Source organism: Pseudoroseicyclus aestuarii, from assembly GCF_003217255.1.
In the GTDB taxonomy this organism is placed as follows: Bacteria; Pseudomonadota; Alphaproteobacteria; order Rhodobacterales; family Rhodobacteraceae; genus Pseudoroseicyclus; species Pseudoroseicyclus aestuarii.
Genome location: NZ_QJTE01000002.1, coordinates 1 through 17,833, shown reverse-complemented (window position 1 = coordinate 17,833; position 17,833 = coordinate 1). Strand labels below are relative to the sequence as shown.

At 69.1% G+C, this 17,833-nt stretch carries 17 protein-coding genes, 1 tRNA gene and 1 riboswitch; of the genes, 10 read left to right on the top strand and 8 right to left on the bottom strand.

Features of this window, described 5'->3' with window-relative positions; all coding sequences use genetic code 11:
- Nucleotides 1-36: 36 nt before the first annotated feature.
- From DFP88_RS04790 to DFP88_RS04780, 3 genes are all read right to left on the bottom strand, one after another.
- Complete coding sequence (locus tag DFP88_RS04790; RefSeq protein WP_245904698.1) at nucleotides 37-1,359, bottom strand: ABC transporter substrate-binding protein; 1,323 nt, start codon at nucleotides 1,357-1,359, stop codon at nucleotides 37-39.
- Nucleotides 1,360-1,526: 167 nt separating this feature from the next.
- Complete coding sequence (ykgO, locus tag DFP88_RS04785) at nucleotides 1,527-1,652, bottom strand: type B 50S ribosomal protein L36 (protein WP_008884645.1); 126 nt, start codon at nucleotides 1,650-1,652, stop codon at nucleotides 1,527-1,529.
- Between the two features lie 83 nt (nucleotides 1,653-1,735).
- Nucleotides 1,736-1,810, bottom strand: a tRNA-Val gene (locus tag DFP88_RS04780).
- A gap of 157 nt (nucleotides 1,811-1,967) precedes the next feature.
- On the opposite strand from DFP88_RS04780, the gene DFP88_RS04775 reads away from it, so the two are divergent.
- The 3 genes from DFP88_RS04775 to DFP88_RS04765 all read left to right on the top strand — a co-directional run bounded on the left by DFP88_RS04775 (nucleotide 1,968) and on the right by DFP88_RS04765 (nucleotide 5,717).
- The gene (locus DFP88_RS04775; RefSeq protein WP_110813342.1) at nucleotides 1,968-2,834 is read left to right on the top strand and encodes an N-formylglutamate amidohydrolase; all 867 of its coding nucleotides are present in this window, start codon (nucleotides 1,968-1,970) and stop codon (nucleotides 2,832-2,834) included.
- Nucleotides 2,835-2,903: 69 nt separating this feature from the next.
- Entirely contained in the window at nucleotides 2,904-4,700 is a 1,797-nt protein-coding gene (locus DFP88_RS04770; protein WP_245904697.1) for a sodium:proton antiporter, read from the top strand.
- A gap of 111 nt (nucleotides 4,701-4,811) precedes the next feature.
- Nucleotides 4,812-5,717, top strand: coding sequence for an alpha/beta fold hydrolase (locus DFP88_RS04765; protein WP_245904696.1), 906 nt, complete (start codon nucleotides 4,812-4,814; stop codon nucleotides 5,715-5,717).
- Between the two features lie 53 nt (nucleotides 5,718-5,770).
- Here DFP88_RS04765 and DFP88_RS04760 read toward each other — a convergent pair whose 3' ends face one another.
- The gene (locus tag DFP88_RS04760) at nucleotides 5,771-7,021 is read right to left on the bottom strand and encodes a DNA polymerase IV (protein ID WP_110813340.1); all 1,251 of its coding nucleotides are present in this window, start codon (nucleotides 7,019-7,021) and stop codon (nucleotides 5,771-5,773) included.
- Nucleotides 7,022-7,049: 28 nt separating this feature from the next.
- Here DFP88_RS04760 and DFP88_RS04755 point away from each other — a divergent pair, with 28 nt between their 5' ends.
- Both DFP88_RS04755 and DFP88_RS04750 read left to right on the top strand, forming a co-directional pair.
- Nucleotides 7,050-7,487, top strand: coding sequence for an NUDIX domain-containing protein (locus DFP88_RS04755; RefSeq protein ID WP_110813339.1), 438 nt, complete (start codon nucleotides 7,050-7,052; stop codon nucleotides 7,485-7,487).
- A gap of 57 nt (nucleotides 7,488-7,544) precedes the next feature.
- Nucleotides 7,545-7,636, top strand: a riboswitch (glycine riboswitch).
- A gap of 122 nt (nucleotides 7,637-7,758) precedes the next feature.
- Nucleotides 7,759-9,006 carry a D-amino acid dehydrogenase gene (locus DFP88_RS04750; protein ID WP_110813338.1) on the top strand — a complete coding sequence of 416 codons (1,248 nt, stop codon included), beginning with the start codon at nucleotides 7,759-7,761 and terminating at the stop codon, nucleotides 9,004-9,006.
- Between the two features lie 118 nt (nucleotides 9,007-9,124).
- Here the strand turns inward: DFP88_RS04750 and DFP88_RS04745 are convergent, their stop codons facing one another.
- Both DFP88_RS04745 and pyrF read right to left on the bottom strand, forming a co-directional pair.
- The gene (locus DFP88_RS04745) at nucleotides 9,125-9,340 is read right to left on the bottom strand and encodes an orotidine 5'-phosphate decarboxylase (RefSeq protein ID WP_110813337.1); all 216 of its coding nucleotides are present in this window, start codon (nucleotides 9,338-9,340) and stop codon (nucleotides 9,125-9,127) included.
- 160 nt (nucleotides 9,341-9,500) lie between these two features.
- Nucleotides 9,501-10,235 (bottom strand): orotidine-5'-phosphate decarboxylase, encoded by a 735-nt coding sequence (gene pyrF, locus DFP88_RS04740; RefSeq protein WP_110813336.1) that lies wholly within the window; start codon nucleotides 10,233-10,235, stop codon nucleotides 9,501-9,503.
- A 118-nt stretch (nucleotides 10,236-10,353) separates the two neighbouring features.
- On the opposite strand from pyrF, the gene DFP88_RS04735 reads away from it, so the two are divergent.
- The gene (locus DFP88_RS04735) at nucleotides 10,354-10,599 is read left to right on the top strand and encodes a hypothetical protein (protein WP_110813335.1); all 246 of its coding nucleotides are present in this window, start codon (nucleotides 10,354-10,356) and stop codon (nucleotides 10,597-10,599) included.
- 81 nt (nucleotides 10,600-10,680) lie between these two features.
- On the opposite strand, the gene murB is transcribed toward DFP88_RS04735, so the two are convergent.
- A complete protein-coding gene (murB, locus tag DFP88_RS04730) occupies nucleotides 10,681-11,667 on the bottom strand; it encodes a UDP-N-acetylmuramate dehydrogenase (RefSeq protein WP_110813334.1) in 987 nt (328 codons plus the stop codon).
- Between the two features lie 131 nt (nucleotides 11,668-11,798).
- On the opposite strand from murB, the gene DFP88_RS04725 reads away from it, so the two are divergent.
- Both DFP88_RS04725 and clpB read left to right on the top strand, forming a co-directional pair.
- A complete protein-coding gene (locus DFP88_RS04725) occupies nucleotides 11,799-12,347 on the top strand; it encodes a flavin reductase family protein (protein WP_181418564.1) in 549 nt (182 codons plus the stop codon).
- A gap of 139 nt (nucleotides 12,348-12,486) precedes the next feature.
- Nucleotides 12,487-15,102 carry an ATP-dependent chaperone ClpB gene (gene clpB, locus DFP88_RS04720; protein ID WP_110813332.1) on the top strand — a complete coding sequence of 872 codons (2,616 nt, stop codon included), beginning with the start codon at nucleotides 12,487-12,489 and terminating at the stop codon, nucleotides 15,100-15,102.
- An 86-nt stretch (nucleotides 15,103-15,188) separates the two neighbouring features.
- Here the strand turns inward: clpB and DFP88_RS04715 are convergent, their stop codons facing one another.
- Nucleotides 15,189-15,767, bottom strand: coding sequence for a HupE/UreJ family protein (locus DFP88_RS04715; RefSeq protein ID WP_110813331.1), 579 nt, complete (start codon nucleotides 15,765-15,767; stop codon nucleotides 15,189-15,191).
- Nucleotides 15,768-15,954: 187 nt separating this feature from the next.
- Between DFP88_RS04715 and msrP the strand changes: the two genes are divergently transcribed.
- Together msrP and msrQ are read left to right on the top strand one after the other, a co-directional pair.
- A complete protein-coding gene (gene msrP / locus DFP88_RS04710) occupies nucleotides 15,955-16,863 on the top strand; it encodes a protein-methionine-sulfoxide reductase catalytic subunit MsrP (RefSeq protein WP_110813330.1) in 909 nt (302 codons plus the stop codon).
- On the top strand, nucleotides 16,863-17,528 hold the full coding sequence (msrQ, locus tag DFP88_RS04705; protein ID WP_110813329.1) for a protein-methionine-sulfoxide reductase heme-binding subunit MsrQ: 666 nt from the start codon (nucleotides 16,863-16,865) through the stop codon (nucleotides 17,526-17,528). Before msrP ends, msrQ begins: the two co-directional genes overlap by 1 nt.
- Nucleotides 17,529-17,833: the final 305 nt, after the last annotated feature.

The following is a 17,833-nucleotide window of genomic DNA, read 5'->3' as shown; positions in this document are numbered from 1 at the left end:
TTTCTCAGGCAGCGCCCATGGCGCTGCGGTGCCGGATCACTCGGCGGGGACGAAGCGCTGCATCAGCAGCCGGATCAGCCCCTGCTGGCCGGAGCCGACCTGCCGCACGCCGACGAGGTAGGTGCCGCGGGTGACCTCGGTGGCGATGCGCGAATCGAGGCTGTCGCCGCCGTCGTCGTTCTGCTCCACCAGGCGGCCGAAGTCGTCGTAGAGGAAGAGGACGGGATCGCCCATGCCGCCAGCGACCGCGTCGATCATCACCAGGCTGTTCTCGGGCACCTCGATGGAGAACCACGAGGTTTCGTCATTGGTCTGCACGTCCTGCCGCAGCCGGCCGCCCAGCACCCCCAGTTCGGTGATCGGGTAGTCGCCGCCGATCGTCGGGCTGGTCTCGCCGCGGGCGACCATCTCGCGCATCGCCGTTTCCGAATCGTAGGCGGCGACGCTCAGAGTGATCGGCTCGGACCGGTCGCTGAGGGCCGTCATCTCGACGCAGTAGTCGCCGGCGGGCAGCGGGGCGGTCATGTCGATGCGGCTGTTGAGCCCGTCGTAGTCGTCGTTCTCGGCCAGATAGCCGCCGTTGCCGTCGTAGAGGGTGACGACCGGGTCGGCATTCGGGTTGTCGGCGGTGATCATCACGCCGGTCGGCTCGCCCAGGGTGAAGCCCCAGTAGGGCACCTCGGCCGCGGAGGCCGTGTCGCTGACCGCGGAGGTCAGGTCGAGCGGGCCGTCGCCAAGCTGGCGGGTCGGCGCTTCGCAGGAGCCTTCGGCGATCTCGGGCATGTCGTCGTAGTAGGGGTCGTCCCAGCCATCGTCGGTCGAGGCCGGATCCTCGCCGGTCGTCAGCGCCTCGTGCTCGGACAGGCCGACGCTGACGAAGCCGGTCATCGGCGCGCCGTCGTAGCTCGACATGGTCAGGCAGTACTGGCCCGGCTCGACCGCGATCTCGGCCCGGCTGTCGAGGCCGCCGCCCGAATCATCGTCCGAGACGAGGATCTCGCCGCTCTCGTCGTAGAGGTCGATGTAGGGATCGCCGCCCCCGCGGCCCTGCGCCTCGACCCGGATCTCGGCCGGCTCCGAGGCGGTGAAGAGGGCGACGTATTCGTTGCCCTGCAGGACGAGGGCCATCTGCTCCATCGCGGCGGAGGCGGTGCTGACGTCCGAGGCGGCTTCGCTGCCGCCGATCCACTGTCCGCCGCTGAGCCCGCCGCAGGCGGCCGCGCTCTCTGCCGCGTCCGGTGCCTCGGCCTGCTGCGCGGCGCTGTCGTCCTGCGCGGCGTCATCGTCCTGCGCCGTGGCGGCCAGAGGAAGCAGCGCCAGAGCCGTTGCCCCCAGGAGTAGGCGTGCATGCATTGTCATATCCGGCGATCCTTCGTTGCCTTCTGTGGGGCAAACCTAGCGCAGTCGTGCCCGTCCTGCCCAGCAGAGAGGCGGAAAATCGGCGGAAACATGAAGAAAGGGCCGCCTTCCCGGGGGAAGACGGCCCATTGTTCTAGGAGCTGGCCCCTGCGGGCCTGCCCTCCGGTTCAGCCCTGGCGGGCCTTGAACCGGCGCTGGGTCTTGTTGATCACATAGACCCGGCCCTTGCGGCGCACGACGCGGCAATCGCGGTGGCGCTGCTTGAGCGAGCGGAGCGAGTTGGCGACCTTCATGGCGGCTCTCCATCTTCGCGGCGCGCTGGTGCGCCTTTGGGTTGCAGTCGTGGCGCCCCCGAAGGGGGCCGGTGGAATAACACTGGTGGGCGGTACTGGGATCGAACCAGTGGCCCCTACGATGTCAACGTAGTGCTCTACCGCTGAGCTAACCGCCCGTACCCTTTGCGATCCAGCCTCTCCGTGAACAGGAGGCGCAGCCAGGCCGCGTCGGGTGCGCGGTCTATAAAAGAGCGTTCGGGGGGGATCAAGGGCTTTCGGCAAATCGGGTTCGGGCGCTATCTTCGGTGCAGACCAGTGCAGGGGCAGCCGCGGATGCGCGCCTTCGACCTTCATCGCCCGGCAATCCAGACCACCGCCGTGGTCTTCGCCTCTCCGCATAGCGGAAGCGCCTACCCGGAGGCCTTCCTGCGGCGAATCGTGCTCGATCCGCTGGCGGTGCGCTCGTCCGAGGATGCCTTCGTCGACCGGCTCTTCGCGCGGGCGCCGTCGCTCGGGGCGCCGCTGCTGACGGCGCGGGTGCCGCGCGCCTATGTCGACCTCAACCGCGCGGCCGAAGAGCTTGACCCCGCGCTGGTCGAGGGGGTGCAGCGCCCCACGCACAACCCGCGCATCTCCAGCGGCCTTGGGGTGATTCCCCGCGTCGTGGCCAATGGCCGCGCGATCTACCGCGGCAAGATCGGCCTCGATGAGGCGCAGGACAGGCTGGCCCTGTGCTGGCGTCCCTACCACGAGGCGCTGCGCGCGGTGCTGGCCGAGACTCATGCGCAGTTCGGGCAGACGATCCTGATCGATTGCCATTCGATGCCGCACGAGGCGATCGAAGCCTCCGGCGTGGTGGGCGGCCCCCGGCCCGACGTCGTGCTGGGCGACCGCTTCGGCGCCGCCGCCGCGCTAGAGATCATGGAGGGGGTGGAGGCCGCGTTCAAATCCGCGGGGCTGCGAGTGGCGCGCAACATGCCCTTCGCCGGGGCCTATGTGACGCAGCAATACGGGCGCCCCGCGCGCCGTGCCCATGCCGTGCAGGTCGAGATTGACCGCAGCCTCTACATGGACGAAGCCCGCATCGAGCCGCATGGCGGCTTCGACGCCTTCGCCGCCCTGCTGGCGGGGGTGATCGCCGAAATCGCGAAGCTGGGGCGGCCCGCCGGCGGGGCCGAGCTGCCGGTCGCCGCGGAATAAACCCTCAGGTCATTGAACCGCCGAGCCCGCAGCTATGTTCAGCTGTGGCCTTCATCCAAAGGAGACGGCGTGCCTCTCATCCCCGCAGAGCTGCAGCCCTACGTTGCGCTCGCCCTGCTCGTCCTTCTCTTCGCCGCTTTCATGTTCGAGAAATATCCGCCCGAGGTGACGGCGGTGATCGCCGCCGGCGTCTTCGTGGTGCTGGGCCTCGTGCAGCAGGACCAGATCCTCGGCGTCTTCGCGAACTCGGCGCCCGTCACCATCGCGGCGATGTTCGTCATCTCTGGCGCGCTGGTGCGCACCGGTTTGCTGGATGCGCTTGCGGCGCAGGCCATCGCCCGGGCCGAGGGGCATCCGGCGCTGGCGGTGGTGGTCTTTCTCGGGGCGACGGTCATCGCCTCGGGCTTCGTGAACAACACGCCGGTCGTGCTGGTGCTGATCCCGGTCATCATCCGGCTGGCCCGCAGCCTCGGCATCGCCGAGACGCGGCTGCTGATCCCGCTGTCCTACGCGGCGGTTCTGGGCGGCACTCTGACGCTGATCGGCAGCTCGACCAACCTGCTGGTGGCCGGCGTCGCCGAGGCGCAGGGCCTCGAGAACTTCTCGATCTTCTCGATCACCCTGCCCGGGATCGTCTGCGTGCTGATCGGGGGCACCGCGCTGGGCATCCTCGCGCCGCTGCTGCTGCCGGACCGGCGCAGCCGCGGCGTCACCGGCGCCGAGGACGGGGAGCGGGCCTTCCTGACGGAGCTGCGGGTTCTCGAGGGATATCGCGGCATCGGCAGCGCGCTGGGCGAGATCGCCGATTTCAACCGGCAGGGCATCAAGGTGACCGCCGTGCGCCGGGGCCGCACCCTCAGCCGCGAGGCGCTGGCCGAGCGGGTCGTGGAGCTGGGCGACGTTCTGGTGGCGCAGGCGACGACCTCCGAGATCCTGACGCTGCGCGACCTGCCGGGGATCGAGGTCGGCCTGCGCCGCGGCGTCGGCCCGCGCAACCCCGAGGACGATCTGACCGTGGCCGAGGCCATGGTCTCGCCCGCCGCGGCCTCGGGCGGCGAGACGGTGTCCCAGCTGTCGGTCGGCTACCGCTACGGGCTGCGCGTGCTGGGCGCGAATCGGCCCGGCCATGTCGCCGGGCCCGAACTGGGCAGCGTGCGCCTGCGCCCCGCCGACCGCATCCTGCTGGAGGGCACCGACCGCGGCTTCGAGCGGCTGGCCCAGGGCGGAGAGCTGGTGAGCATCGGCCGCGCGCCGGGCCGCGCCTACCGCCGCCGCCGCGCGCCGCTGGCGCTTCTGGCGCTGGTCATGGTCGTCGGCCTTGCCGCCTTCGGCGTGGCCCCGATCGAGGTGCTGGCGCTTCTGGCCGTGGCCGCGATCCTCGCCTTTCGCTGCATCGACAGCGACGAGGCATGGTCCTCGGTCGACGCCGGGATCCTCGTGCTGATCCTGTCGATGCTGGTGGTCGGGCAGGGGCTGCAGAACTCCGGCGCGGTCGAGTTGGTGGTCGGGGGGCTGGCGCCCTGGCTGGAAGGCCTGCCGCCTATCGTGCTCTTGGCGGCGGTCTACACGCTGACCTCGATCCTGACGGAGCTGGTGACCAACAATGCCGTCGCCGTGGTGGTCACGCCGGTGGCCATCGCGCTGGCGCAGCAGACCGGCCTTGATCCGCGGGCGCTGGTGGTGGCGGTGATGCTCGCCGCCTCGGCCAGTTTCGCGACGCCGGTGGGCTACCAGACCAACACGCTGGTCTACGGCGCGGGCGACTACAAGTTCACCGACTTCCTGAAGATCGGCGTGCTGATGAACGTCATTGTCGGCATCACCGCGATCCTCGTGATCCCGATCTGGTTCCCTCTTCAGGGCTGAGCGTACCAAAGCGATCTCACGCACTTCGTGATCGGGACATAAGGCAACGCCCGGCGCCGCGCCGTCGTTGACCGCCCGATACGAGTGTGGAGGTTCACGATGAAGACCCTGTTGAAAACGACCCTGCTCGGCGGCGCGGCCGCCGGGCTTCTGGCGGCGCCCCTGTCGGCGCAGCAAGCCGGAGAGACCCTTGGCATCCCGATGCCCGCCGACCGCGAGGGCGAGACGATCAGCGTCAATGGCGCCGATATCTTCGTTCAGGACAGCGGCGAAGGGGACGTGATCTACCTGATCCATGGCTATCCCCTGTCGGGCGCCCTGTTCGAGCGGGTGCGGGGCGATCTGGATGACGATCACCGCGTCATCACCATCGACCAGCGCGGCTTCGGCAATTCCACCGCGCCCGAGGAGGTGACGGATGTGGCCACCTACGCGCAGGACGCGCTTGCGGTGCTGGATGAGCTTGGCATCGAAAGCGCCACCATCGGCGGGATGTCGATGGGCGGCCCCGTCGTCTTCGAGATGTACCGCGAAGCCCCCGAGGTCTTCGACGGCATGATCCTGATCGACAGCAACCACATGCCGGCCAATGCGATCGAGGCGGGCATCTGGGACGGCGCGCACCAGACGCTCGAGGAGACGCAGGACGTGCAGTCCATCGTGCCCTTCCTGCTGCCGAACATGCTGACCGGCGAGACCCGGATCGAGACCGCGCCGGCGCAGGCGGACTACCTGTCAGCGGTGGTCGGCCAGGCCTCGGTCGAGGGGGCGCTGGGCGGCGCGACGGTGCTGGCGAACCGGCCCGACAGCAGCGAGACGCTGGCAAGCGTCGAGGTGCCGGTCCTCGTCCTCGTGGGGCTGGCCGACCCGGTCTACGCGGTCGAGATCGCCCAGCAGATGGAAGAGACGGCGCCGAATGCGACACTCTCCATCATCGACGGCGCCAGCCATGCCGCGATCTTCGAGCAGCCCGAGGCGAGCGTGACGGCGATCCGCGACTGGATGGCGTCGCAGTAACCACGGCACCATGGCCGCGACGGAAAGGGGGGCCGCTGGTCCCCCTTTTCACGTCAGCGCAGGGCCCGGCCCTTGAGGATCGCCTTGTCGCCGAAACGGGCGCGGATCGCATCCGCCGCCCGCTCCGCCTTTTCGCGCTGGGCGGCATCGGGATCGAGAAGATCGGCCTCGCCGCCGGTGCCGGCGGGGCAGAGGTCGGACAGCCCGACGCCCAGCAGGCGGTAGGGCCCACGTTCGTCCAGCGCGTCGAAAAGGCCGCGGGCCGTGCGGTAAAGCGTGTCCGCCATCTGCGTCGGCGCCCGCAGGCTGACCCGCCGCGACAGGCTTGTGTGGTTCGCGCGTTTGAGTTTCAGCACCACGACGCGGCCAGCGATGCCCTTGGCCTTGGCGCGGCCGGCGACCTTTTCGGCCATGCGCCAGATATGCCCGTCGAGGATATCGGGATCGCCCGTGTCGGTGTCGAAGGTGGTCTCGTTCGAGACCGAGCGCATCGGCTCGTTCGCGCTGACGCGGCGCGCGTCCTCGCCGCGGGCCAGATGCCAGAGCCGCTCGCCCATGCCGCCGAAGCGGGCGTGCAACTCGCGCCGGTCCCAGCGCTCGAGATCGGAGAAGGTGGTGATCCCGGCGCCCTCGAGGCTGGCCTGCGCTGCCGGACCGATCCCCCAGATCAGCCGCACCGGACGCGGGCGCAGGAAATCGACCGTCTCGGCCTTGCCGATCACCGAAAAGCCGCGCGGCTTGTCCAGATCGCTCGCCACCTTGGCGAGGAACTTGTTGTGGCTGAGCCCGATGGACCCTGTCAGCCCCAGCTCCTTGTGCATCCGGTTCACCAGCCGGGCCAGCATCACGGCGGGTGGCGCGCCGTGCAGCCGCTGGGTGCCGGTCAGGTCCATGAAGGCCTCGTCGAGGCTGAGCGGCTCGACCACGGGCGTCATCTCGTCCATCATCTGGCGGATCGCACGCGAGGCTTCGACATAGGCCTCGAACCGGGGCTTGATGATCACTGCCTCGGGGCAAAGCTTCAGCGCCTGGAACATCGGCATGGCCGAGCGGACGCCCTTGATCCGCGCGAGATAGCAGGCGGTCGAGACGACGCCCCGCCGCCCGCCGCCGATGATGACCGGCTTGTCCGCCAGTTCGGGGTTGTCGCGCTTCTCGACGCTGGCGAAGAAGGCGTCGCAATCCATATGCGCGATGCTCAGGTCCCAAAGCTCCGGGTGCGACAGCACGCGCGGCGACCGGCAGGCGGGGCAGCGGCCCCCGGCGTCGAAGCGGGTCAGACAGGCGCGGCAGAGGGATGGCATGGGCAGGAAGATAAGCCGGAGGGACGCGATGCAAAAGGCGGTTCAGGACTGGGACGGCAGCGATTTCGTCGGCGCCAAGGTCGCGGTCTATATCGGGCAGCGCCTGCTGATCACGCGGCGCGACGATTTTGCGCATATCGACTACCCCGGCCTACTCGACCTGCCCGGCGGCGGGCGCGAGCCGGGCGAGACGCCGCTGCAGACCGCCGCCCGCGAGATGGACGAGGAGGTCGGCCTGCGGCTGGAGGCGGGGCGCCTGCTCTGGGGGCGGCAATTTCCCCATGCGCTGAAGCCGGGGCCGGTCTGGTACTTCGTCCTCGCCCTGCCCGAGGGTGCCGAGGCGGACATCACCTTCGGCGACGAGGGGCAGGGATGGGCGCTGATGACGCCAGAGGCCTTTCTCGCCGCGCCCGATGCCATACAGCCCCTGCAGGACCGGCTTCGGCTTTACCTTGCGCAGGGCTAAGCCTGCGGAGAGCATTCACCGTTGCGCGATGCGGGGCGCACGCGGTACAATACTCGAATTGGTCCGCCGGGAGAGCGCGGATCGGTCCGCCGCCGAAGGAGCATGCCGCGTCCCGCGGGTCTCTCAGGCAAAAGGACCGGCGAGGCCAAGCAGAACCGGAGAGAGGCCCCTCGGGGTCCGCCGAAGGGGAAAGTCGTCACCGGCATGAGGTCGGGGCAGCGAATCTCTCAGGCAAAAGGACGGGCGGGGCGCGACTGTATCGGAGGCTTTCATGCCCCACGTCGCCGTTCTGGGTGCCGGTATCACCGGTATCACCACCGCCTACGCGCTTCATCGTCGCGGCTACGATGTCACCGTCTTCGATCGCCAGCGCTATGCCGGCATGGACACGAGCTTTGCCAATGGCGGCCAGCTCTCTGCCTCGAACGCCGAGGTCTGGAACCGCTGGGGCACCGTCGCCAAGGGGCTGAAATGGCTTCTCGACCCGGCGGCGCCGCTCTCGGTGAACCCGCGCCCCTCCTGGCACAAGCTGAGCTGGATGGCCGAATTCCTTGCCGCAATCCCCAGCTACGAGCGCAATACCGTCGAGACCGCGCGCCTCGCGATCGCCGCCCGTGCCGGCATGGCCGAGATGGCCGAGACGGCGGGCCTCGACTTCGATTTCAGCCGCGCCGGGATCGTGCATTTCTACAAGACCGAGAAAGAGCTTGAGGCCGCGCGCCGGGTCTCGGCGCTGCTGGCCAAGGGCGGCCTCCCGCGCGAGGAGCTGAGCGCGGATGAGGTGCGCGCCGCCGTGCCGCAGCTGCACGGCCCCGTCGTCGGCGGTTTCCTGACCGAGAGCGATTCCACCGGCGATATCCACCGCTTCACCTTCGGGCTGGCCGAGTGGCTGCGCGGGCAGGGCGTCACCTTCCGCATGGGCCGCGAGATCCGCGATGTCTCGACCGGCCCCGATGCCGCCGTGGTCACCACGGACGAGCCGCATCGTTTTGACGCCGTGGTCGTGGCCGCGGGCATCGGCTCGCGCGCCTTGGCGCGGCGGCTGGGCGACCGGGTCAATGTCTACCCGGTCAAGGGCTACTCGATCACCGTGAACCTTGCCGATCAGGCCAGCCGCGAGGCGGCGCCGACGGCCTCTCTCCTCGACGATGCGGCCAAGATCGTCACCTCGCGCCTTGGCAACGGGCGGTTCCGGGTTGCCGGCACAGCCGAGTTCAACGGCGAGAACCGCGATATCCGCGCGGACCGCGTGCAGCCGCTTATCGCCTGGGTCGAGCGGCATTTCCCCGACGTTTCCACCGAAAGCTGCGTGCCCTGGGCCGGGCTGCGGCCGATGATGCCGAACATGATGCCGCGGGTCGGCCCGGGGCGCCGGGCGCGCGTCTTCTACAATACCGGCCACGGTCACCTGGGCTGGACGCTGTCGGCCGCCACGGCCGAGGTTCTTGCCGGCAGCCTTGCCGGGCAGATCGAGGCGCCGGCGCGCAGCACCGGGCGGCTTTCGACCGTCGCGGCCTGAGCCCGGACGAAAAAAAGGCCCGCCATGAAGGCGGGCCAAGTCGGGCAGAAGCGGGGCAGGCAGCCCCTGATTCAAGCGCCACTCGGGAAAACGGCGCAGGAATGTCGGGAATTACGGGTTAGCCGAGGTGCGACCACAGCGCGCTGCCGCTGTCGGACTGGCGCAGGGCGTGGCTGGCAAGGCTTGCGCGCACCTGCGCGTCGTCCATGTCGATCGGTCCGGCGACCTGGCAAGGATAGCGGAAGGTGGAGCCGCCGCGGATGACGTCGACGCGGGCTTCGAAGGCGCCGACCTGGGCATTGTAGCGAATGTCGCCCATCTGGATGTTGTTCATGGTCCTACAGGCCTTTGTGCTTGATCTGCTCGATCTGTTGAGCAGGCAACACCGGTCCTGTGGATAAGGTTCCTAAGTTTTTAAAGACCTTCGGTTGTCAAGTGGCAACAGCTTGTTTCCGGACCCAGGCCTGCCGCCTGTGGCCCGAAGGCTGCTGCGCCTAACGGTTCGGCGACAGCGCCTGTGGCGAGGCCATCTCGGCCAGGATGTCGCGGGCGGCGGAGGCCGGGTTCGCGGCACGCCAGACGGGGCGGCCGACGACGACATGATCGGCACCGGCAGCAATGGCTTGGGCGGGCGTCATCACCCGCTTCTGGTCGCCGAGATCGGCGCCTGCAGGGCGCACGCCCGGCGTCACGATCAGCTTGCCCGCGGCCTCGGGCAGGGCGCGGATCGCAGCCGCCTCCTGCGGCGAGGCGATGACGCCGTCGGCCCCCGCCTCGAGCGCGCGGGCGGCGCGCTCCACCACGAGATCGGGCAGGTCACCTGCCTTGATGCCCGAGGCGTCGAGGTCGGCGCGGTCGAGCGAGGTCAGGATCGTCACGGCCATGATCTTGGTCTGCGAGCCGGCGGCGCCCTCGCGCGCGGCGCGGACCACATGCGGATCGCCATGCACCGTCAGCAGATCGAGATCGAAGCGCACCAGCCCGCGCACCGCCGCCTCGACCGTTGCGCCGATGTCGAAGAGCTTCATGTCGAGGAAGATGCGCTTGCCCATCTGGTCCTTGAGCTCCTGCGCCAGCGCGAGGCCGCCGCCGGTCAGCATCCCCAGCCCGATCTTGTAGAAGGAGACCTGCTCGCCCAGCTTGCGCGCCAGCGTCAGCCCCGTGACCGCATCCGCGACGTCGAGCGCGACGATCAGGCGGTCGTCGGCGGCGATGGTGGCGTCCGTCATGGCGGTCTCCTTGTCTGGCATCCGGCGCTTATTGCGGGGCGGGTGCCGGGCGGTCAAGCGCCGCGGAACGCCGGGGCAGCGCCGGGTGTTGTCCTTTCAGATTGAAAAAGGTGAGCGCATGGCACGAGAGACAAGCAAGAGCGGCGGATCCGGCAAGGCGGTCTGGTACGCGGCGATCCCCATCGCCTTCATCGTGCTGGTCCTCGTCCTCGTGCTGGGCGGTGTCTTCCGTGCGGACGAGGCCGATGAGGTGCCGGAGCCCGAGGTGCCCGTGGTCTCCGGCGAAGAGGGCGATGCCGCGCCGGATGAGGTCGTGGTACGGCCCGATGCCGATGACACGACGGTCGCCGACCCGCAGAACTGACGCGATGTGGAAGAGGGGGCGCTGCCCCCGCCCCGGCTGCGCCGGGCCTCGCCCGGGATATTTGGCTAAGAGAAGAGAGGGTCAGAGGCGGATCGGCTCTTGCACCAGGCTGACGCCGAAGCAGTCCTCGACCGCCGTTCTGATCTCGGATGAGAGGGCGTCGATGTCGGCGGCGGTGGCGCCGCCATGGTTCACCAAGATCAGGGCGTGGCCCTCGTAGACGCCGGCCGGGCCGCGCGTCGCGCCCTTGTAGCCGCAGCGCTCGATCAGCCAGCCGGCCGACAGCTTCACCGTTCCGTCCGCCTGCGGCCATTGCGGCGCGTCTGGCACGCGGGCGGCATGGTCCGGCGGAACCACCGGGTTGTGGAAGAAGGAGCCGGCATTGCCCAGCACCTGCCAGTCGGGCAGCTTTGACTGCCGCAGGGCGATCACGCGCTGGCGCACCTCTTCGGGGGTGGCGGAGGCGTCGAGGGTGTCGAGGCCGGCGTAGATTAGCACCGGCGCCCAGGGCTGCGGCAGGCGCAGCGTGACTTCGGTGATGACATGGCGATTGCCTGCCTCCTTGAACCGGCTCTTGCGATAGCCGAAGCGGCAGTCTTCGGGCCCGAACGTGTGGAACGCGCCGCTGGCGCCGTCCCAGGCGGTGACGCTGTAGAGGAGGTCAGAGAGCTGCAGGCCGTAGGCGCCAATGTTCTGCACCGGGGCCGCGCCCATGGTGCCCGGGATCAGCGAGAGATTCTCGAGCCCGCCATGGCCCTGTGCGATGGTCCAGGCGACAATCTCGTCCCAGTCCTCGCCCGCGCCTGCGGTCACGGCCCTGCCGCTATCCGGCAGGGTCACGATCTGCCGGCCCTCGATCCGCATGACGCCGACGACCGCCTCCACCTGTTCGGAGGCGAGGGTATTGCTGCCGCCGCCCAGGATCCGCAGCGGCAGACCCTTTGCACGCGCGGCCTCGGCTGCGGCGGCAAGATCCTCGGGCCGCTCGATCACCACGCCAAAACGTGCGCGGGACCGAAGGCCAAGGGTATTGCGGCCGGTCAGGTCGAAATCGGGCTGAAGCTGCACGGGCGCCTCCGGGCTTTGGGGTCGGGGATAGCTAGCAGTGCGGGGCGCCCTGCGCCACCGCACAGGCCGGCGGGGATGAAGACGCGCCGTTTTCTGCTATGTGTATCCGTGAAGACCGTGAAGGACCCGCCATGACACCTGACCGCCCGCTGGCACCGCTGCAACTGAACCTCAATGGCGCCGAGCAGGGCCTTGTCGACGCCGCAGCCTTTCGCGAGGCGATGGCCCTGATGGGGGCGACGGTCTGCGTCGTCACCGGCGGGCGGGACGAGGCGCGGCTGGGCCGCACCGTGACCGCCGCCCTGTCGCTCTCGGCAGAGCCGCCGGCGGTTCTTGTCTCGCTCAACACCGAGAGCGCGCTGGCGCAGGCAGTCCGCGAGAGCGGGCGCTTCTCCTTCGCGATGCTCTCGGAGGGGCAGCAGGCGGTGGCCGATGCCTTTGCCGGCAAGGTCGAGGCGGCGCGACGCTTCGAGAGCGGGACCTGGGATGCCTGGCCCTCGGGTGAGCCGAAGTTGCAGGGCGCCGTCGCGGCGATGGACTGCCGGGTGCTGACGGCCGTCGAGACGGGCACGCATATCCTGCTGATCGGCGGCGTGACGCGGGTCGAGACGAACCCGGCCTGCAGCCCGCTGATCTGGCACGGCCGCAGCTACAAGGCGCCGGGGCCCCTGGCCGGCTGAGGCGCAAAATCCCGCCCCGCGCGCAGTGTGACACTTGCGCAACGGAGAGGCTGCACCCATCTGTTTTGCAAGGTCCGGAGGACGTGTGCCGCATTGGGCGGGCGCGCAGACCGGATGCTTGTGAAGGAGAGGGTTCAGGATGAATCTGGAAAAGTTCACCGAGCGGTCGCGCGGCTTCATGCAGGCCGCACAGACCATCGCGATGCGCGAAAGCCATCAAAAACTGTCGCCCGAGCACCTGCTCAAGGCGCTACTGGACGACGAGCAGGGCCTTGCCGGCAACCTGATCGCGCAGTCGGGCGGCGATGCCGCGGCCGTGCGGCAGGCCACGGACCTGGCGCTGGGCAAGCTGCCCAAGGTCTCGGGCGATGCCGGGCAGACCTACCTCGATCAATCGACGGGCCGGGTGCTCGACGAGGCCGAGAAACTGGCCACGAAGGCCGGCGACAGCTTCGTGCCCGTGGAGCGTATCCTGATGGCGCTGGCCATGGTGCGCAGCGAGGCGAAGAAGGCGCTGGAGGCCGGCAAGGTCACGGCGCAGGGCCTGAATGGCGCGATCAACGATATCCGCAAGGGCCGCACCGCCGACAGCGCCAATGCCGAAGAGGGCTATGACGCGCTGAAGAAATACGCGCGCGACCTGACCGAGGCTGCGGAGCAGGGCAAGATCGACCCGATCATCGGCCGCGACGAGGAAATTCGCCGCGCCATGCAGGTGCTGTCGCGCCGCACGAAGAACAACCCGGTGCTGATCGGCGAGCCGGGCGTCGGCAAGACCGCCATCGCCGAGGGCCTTGCCCTGCGGATCGTCAACGGCGACGTGCCGGAATCGCTGCGCAACAAGCGGCTGATGGCGCTCGACATGGGCGCGCTGATCGCGGGCGCGAAATACCGGGGCGAGTTCGAGGAGCGGCTGAAGGCCATCCTCAAGGAGATCGAGGCCGCCTCGGGCGAGATCATCCTTTTCATCGACGAGATGCACACCCTCGTCGGCGCCGGGAAATCCGAGGGCGCGATGGATGCCGCCAACCTGATCAAGCCCGCCCTCGCGCGCGGGGAACTGCACTGCGTCGGCGCCACCACGCTGGACGAGTACCGCAAGTACGTCGAGAAGGATGCGGCCCTCGCGCGGCGGTTCCAGCCGCTGATGGTCGAGGAACCGACGGTCGAGGATACGATCAGCATCCTGCGCGGCCTGCGCGAGAAGTACGAGCTGCACCACGGCGTGCGGATCGGCGACTCGGCCCTCGTCGCGGCGGCGCAGCTGTCGAACCGCTACATCACCGACCGTTTCCTGCCGGACAAGGCGATCGACCTCGTCGACGAGGCGGCGAGCCGGCTGCGGATGGAGGTGGACTCCAAGCCCGAGGAGCTGGACGCCATCGACCGCCAGATCCTGCAGATGCAGATCGAGGCCGAGGCCCTGCGCCGCGAGGACGATGAGGCCAGCAAGGAGCGTCTCGCCAAGCTCGAGCAGGAGCTGGGCGATCTGTCCGAGCGCGGCGATGCGATGACCGCCAAGTGGCAGGCCGAGCGGGACAAGCTGGAAGGCAGCCGCACCCTGAAGGAGCGGCTGGACAAGGCGCGCGCCGAGCTCGAGATCGCCAAGCGCGAGGGCAACCTCGCCAAGGCCGGGGAGCTGTCCTACGGCGTGATCCCCCAGCTCGAGCGGGAGTTGTCGGAGGCCGAAGCCTCGGACGACCCCTTGATGGTCGAAGAGGCGGTGCGCCCCGAGCAGATCGCCGAGGTGGTCGAACGCTGGACCGGCATCCCCACCAGCCGCATGCTGGAAGGGGAGCGCGAGAAGCTGCTGCGCATGGAGGATGGTCTGCACAAGCGGGTCATCGGACAGGATGTCGCCGTGCGCGCCGTGGCCAATGCCGTGCGCCGGGCGCGGGCGGGTCTTAACGACGAGAACCGTCCGCTGGGCAGTTTCCTCTTCCTCGGGCCGACCGGGGTGGGCAAGACCGAGCTGACCAAGGCGGTGGCGGAGTTCCTCTTCGACGATGACGACGCGATGGTGCGCATCGACATGAGCGAGTTCATGGAGAAGCACGCCGTCAGCCGCCTGATCGGCGCCCCGCCGGGCTATGTCGGCTACGACGAGGGCGGCGTGCTGACCGAGGCGGTGCGGCGCCGGCCCTATCAGGTCGTGCTCTTCGACGAGGTCGAGAAGGCGCATCCGGATGTCTTCAACGTGCTGCTGCAGGTTCTGGACGACGGCGTTCTGACCGACGGGCAGGGCCGCCGGGTCGACTTCAAGCAGACGCTGATCGTGCTGACCTCGAACCTCGGCAGTCAGGCCCTCAGCCAGCTGCCCGAGGGCGGCGATGCGGCGGGGGCAAAGCGGGACGTGATGGATGCCGTGCGGGCGCACTTCCGGCCCGAGTTCCTGAACCGGCTGGACGAGACGGTCATCTTCGACCGTCTGGGCCGGCACGACATGGGCGGCATCGTCGAGATCCAGCTCGCGCGGCTGGAGCGGCGGCTTGCCGGGCGCGGCATCGTGCTGTCCCTCGACGAGGAGGCGCGGCAGTGGCTTGCGGACGAGGGCTACGATCCGGTCTTTGGCGCGCGCCCGCTGAAGCGGGTGATCCAGCGCGCCATCCAGGACCCGCTGGCCGAGATGCTGCTGGCCGGTGATATCCGCGACGGGCAGGAGGTCACGATCAGCGCCGGCCCCGACGGGCTGCTGATCGGCGACCGCGTCGCCGGCACGGGGCGCCCGCGCCCCGAGGGCATGCCGCTGCACTGATCCGGCAGAGGCGCCATGCGTGATGAGAAAGGCCCCGGCGGAGCGATCCGCCGGGGCCTTTTTCCGTTCAGCGCTGGGGCAGGGGCCTAGCCGAAGGCGATCACCAGCCCCGCCAGGGCCGCGGCGCCGCCGACGATGCGGGCCGGAAGACCTGTCTCTACGCGCGCCCGCGCGAGGGCCGACCCCAGCGCCACGCCGCCGGCATGAAGCGCGGCGGTGGCCAGCACGAAGCCCAGGCCGAAGGCCAGGGCGCCCGCCTCGCCCAGTTCGCCGCCATGCGCATGGCCGTGGAACAGGCCGAAGAAGGCAGCCGTCGCCATGGCCGCCGGGAGCGGCATCGACAGGGTCAGCGCGACGAGGGCGCCGAAGACGATCATCGAGGCCAGGATCACCGGCTCGACCAGCGGCAGCGGCGTGCCCGCCAGCGCCAGCCCGTAGCCCACCCCCATCGCGCCGACGAAGGCCAGCGGCACCGCCCAGGTCGCGCGCCCGCCGATGAGCGCGGCCCAGATACCGACCACCACCATGGCCAGCACGTGATCCGCCCCGAAGAGCGGATGCGACACGCCGGCGGCGAAGGAGCCATGCTCGCCCGGCGCAAGATGCGCGGCGGCCGGCGAGGCGAGGGTCAGGGCGAGGGCGGCGAGAAGCAGGGATCTGGTCATGGTCTCCGGTCCGGCAGGAATATCTGCATGACTTGAGCATGGGCCGGCCATGGCGGCAACGGTCTTGCCGGGGCTTCCGCGCCCCCGCGGCCCGATGGGACGCGATAAAGCCGTCGTGATGCCTTGAGACCGATGCCGGTCTCGCGCGTAGATGATGGTAGAGACCGGTGCAGCAGAGGAGAGACCCATGGCCCATCGCTGGAAGAACGATCTGACGCGGGCGGATGTGACCCCGCCGGCCCTTTGGATGAACCGCCGCCGGCTGATCGCCGCCATGGGCGCCTCCGGTGCAGCCGGCCTGGGCCTTGGCCCGAGCATGGCCGCCGCACAGGAGACGCTCGAGCCCAACAGCCTCGAGGAGATCACCAGCTACAACAACTTCTATGAGTTCGGCACCGGCAAGCAGGACCCCGAGCGCTACGCCGACGAGATGGTGATCGAACCCTGGAGCATCACGGTCGACGGCCTCGTCGATAATCCGGGGGAGTACAGCCTTGCGGAGCTGCTGGGCGACCTGACCCCGGAGGAGCGGATCTACCGCTTCCGCTGCGTGGAGGCCTGGTCGATGGTCGTGCCATGGCAGGGCGTGGAGCTTGCCGACATCCTGACCCGCCTCGGCGTGCAGGATGAGGCGCGCTACGTCGCCTTCGAGACCGTGGTGCAGCCCGAAAACATGCCGGGCGTCCGGCGCGGGGTGCTGGACTTTCCCTATGTCGAGGGGCTGCGCCTCGACGAGGCGATGCATCCGCTGACGCTTCTGGCCACGGGCCTCTACGATCAGCCGATGCCCAAGCAGAACGGCGCGCCGATCCGGCTGGTCGTTCCGTGGAAGTACGGCTTCAAGTCGATCAAGAGCATCGTGCGCATCAGCCTGACGGCAGAGGAGCCGCCGGCGACCTGGAACAGGCTGAACCCGCGTGAATACGGCTTCTATTCCAACGTGAACCCGAACGTGGACCATCCGCGCTGGTCGCAGGCGACGGAGCGGGTGATCGGCGGCGGTCTCTTCGCGCAGCGCCAGCCGACGCAGATGTTCAACGGCTATGACGAGGTCGCCAGCCTTTACGAGGGCATGGACCTGCAGGCGCAGTTCTGATGGCGGCCAAGGCCCCGACTTTCGCGCAGCGCATCAACAAGGGGCTGCGCCGCGTGCCGCCCTGGCTGATCTATGTCATCGGCTTTGCCTGGATGGGGTGGGAGTTCTGGCGCGCTCTCTCGGCCATTGGCCCATATGCGGTGGAGCCGATCAACGTCCTCGAGCGGGAATACGGGCTGCGAGCCTTGCAGCTGCTGGTCGCGGGGTTGGTGGTGACGCCGCTGATGCGCTGGACCCGCGTCAGCCTGATCCGCTTTCGCCGCGCGATCGGCCTGATGGCCTTCTACTTCGTGCTCGCGCATTTCGCCGTCTTCGTCCTGCTGGACCTCGGGGGCTTCTTCGATCCGGGCTATGCGCTGGCGCAGGTCTGGACCGAGACGATCAAGCGTCCCTACATCACCGTGGGCATGGCGGCGCTGGTGCTGCTTATCCCCCTGGCCCTGACATCGAACGACTGGGCGATGCGGCGCATGCGGCAGGGATGGAAGCAGATGCACCGCCTCGTCTACGTGATCGTCCCCCTGGCGGGGGTGCACTTCCTCTGGCTGGCCAAGGGATTCCAGATCGAACCCATCCTCTACCTCGTGGGAACGGCGCTTCTGCTGGCGCTGCGAGTCGATTGGCGGGGCCTCATGGAGAGGAAGAGCCCGAACAAGGCCGCCTGAGCCCCTTTCGAGTCGCTGGAAGGGGCCTGATTCACTCCCGAAGGGGGGGGTGGGCCCAACGGCAGCAGAGAGAGGGAGGGCCCGGAACCAGGGGCCTTCTCGGAAGTTTCGCCAGTGACGGTCTGAGCGCAACGATGCCTGTGCAAAAGGCACCTCCGCGCGTGAACACTGGCTTTGTCACAAATTCTTCGAGTTCGGTGCATTTTCCTGTTGCGGGGATCCGTCACTAACCGTAGAACCCCTTTCACCGGCGGCGCTGAGGCGCCACGGGGCGCCAGACGGGCGGGACGGACGGAGCGGCGGAG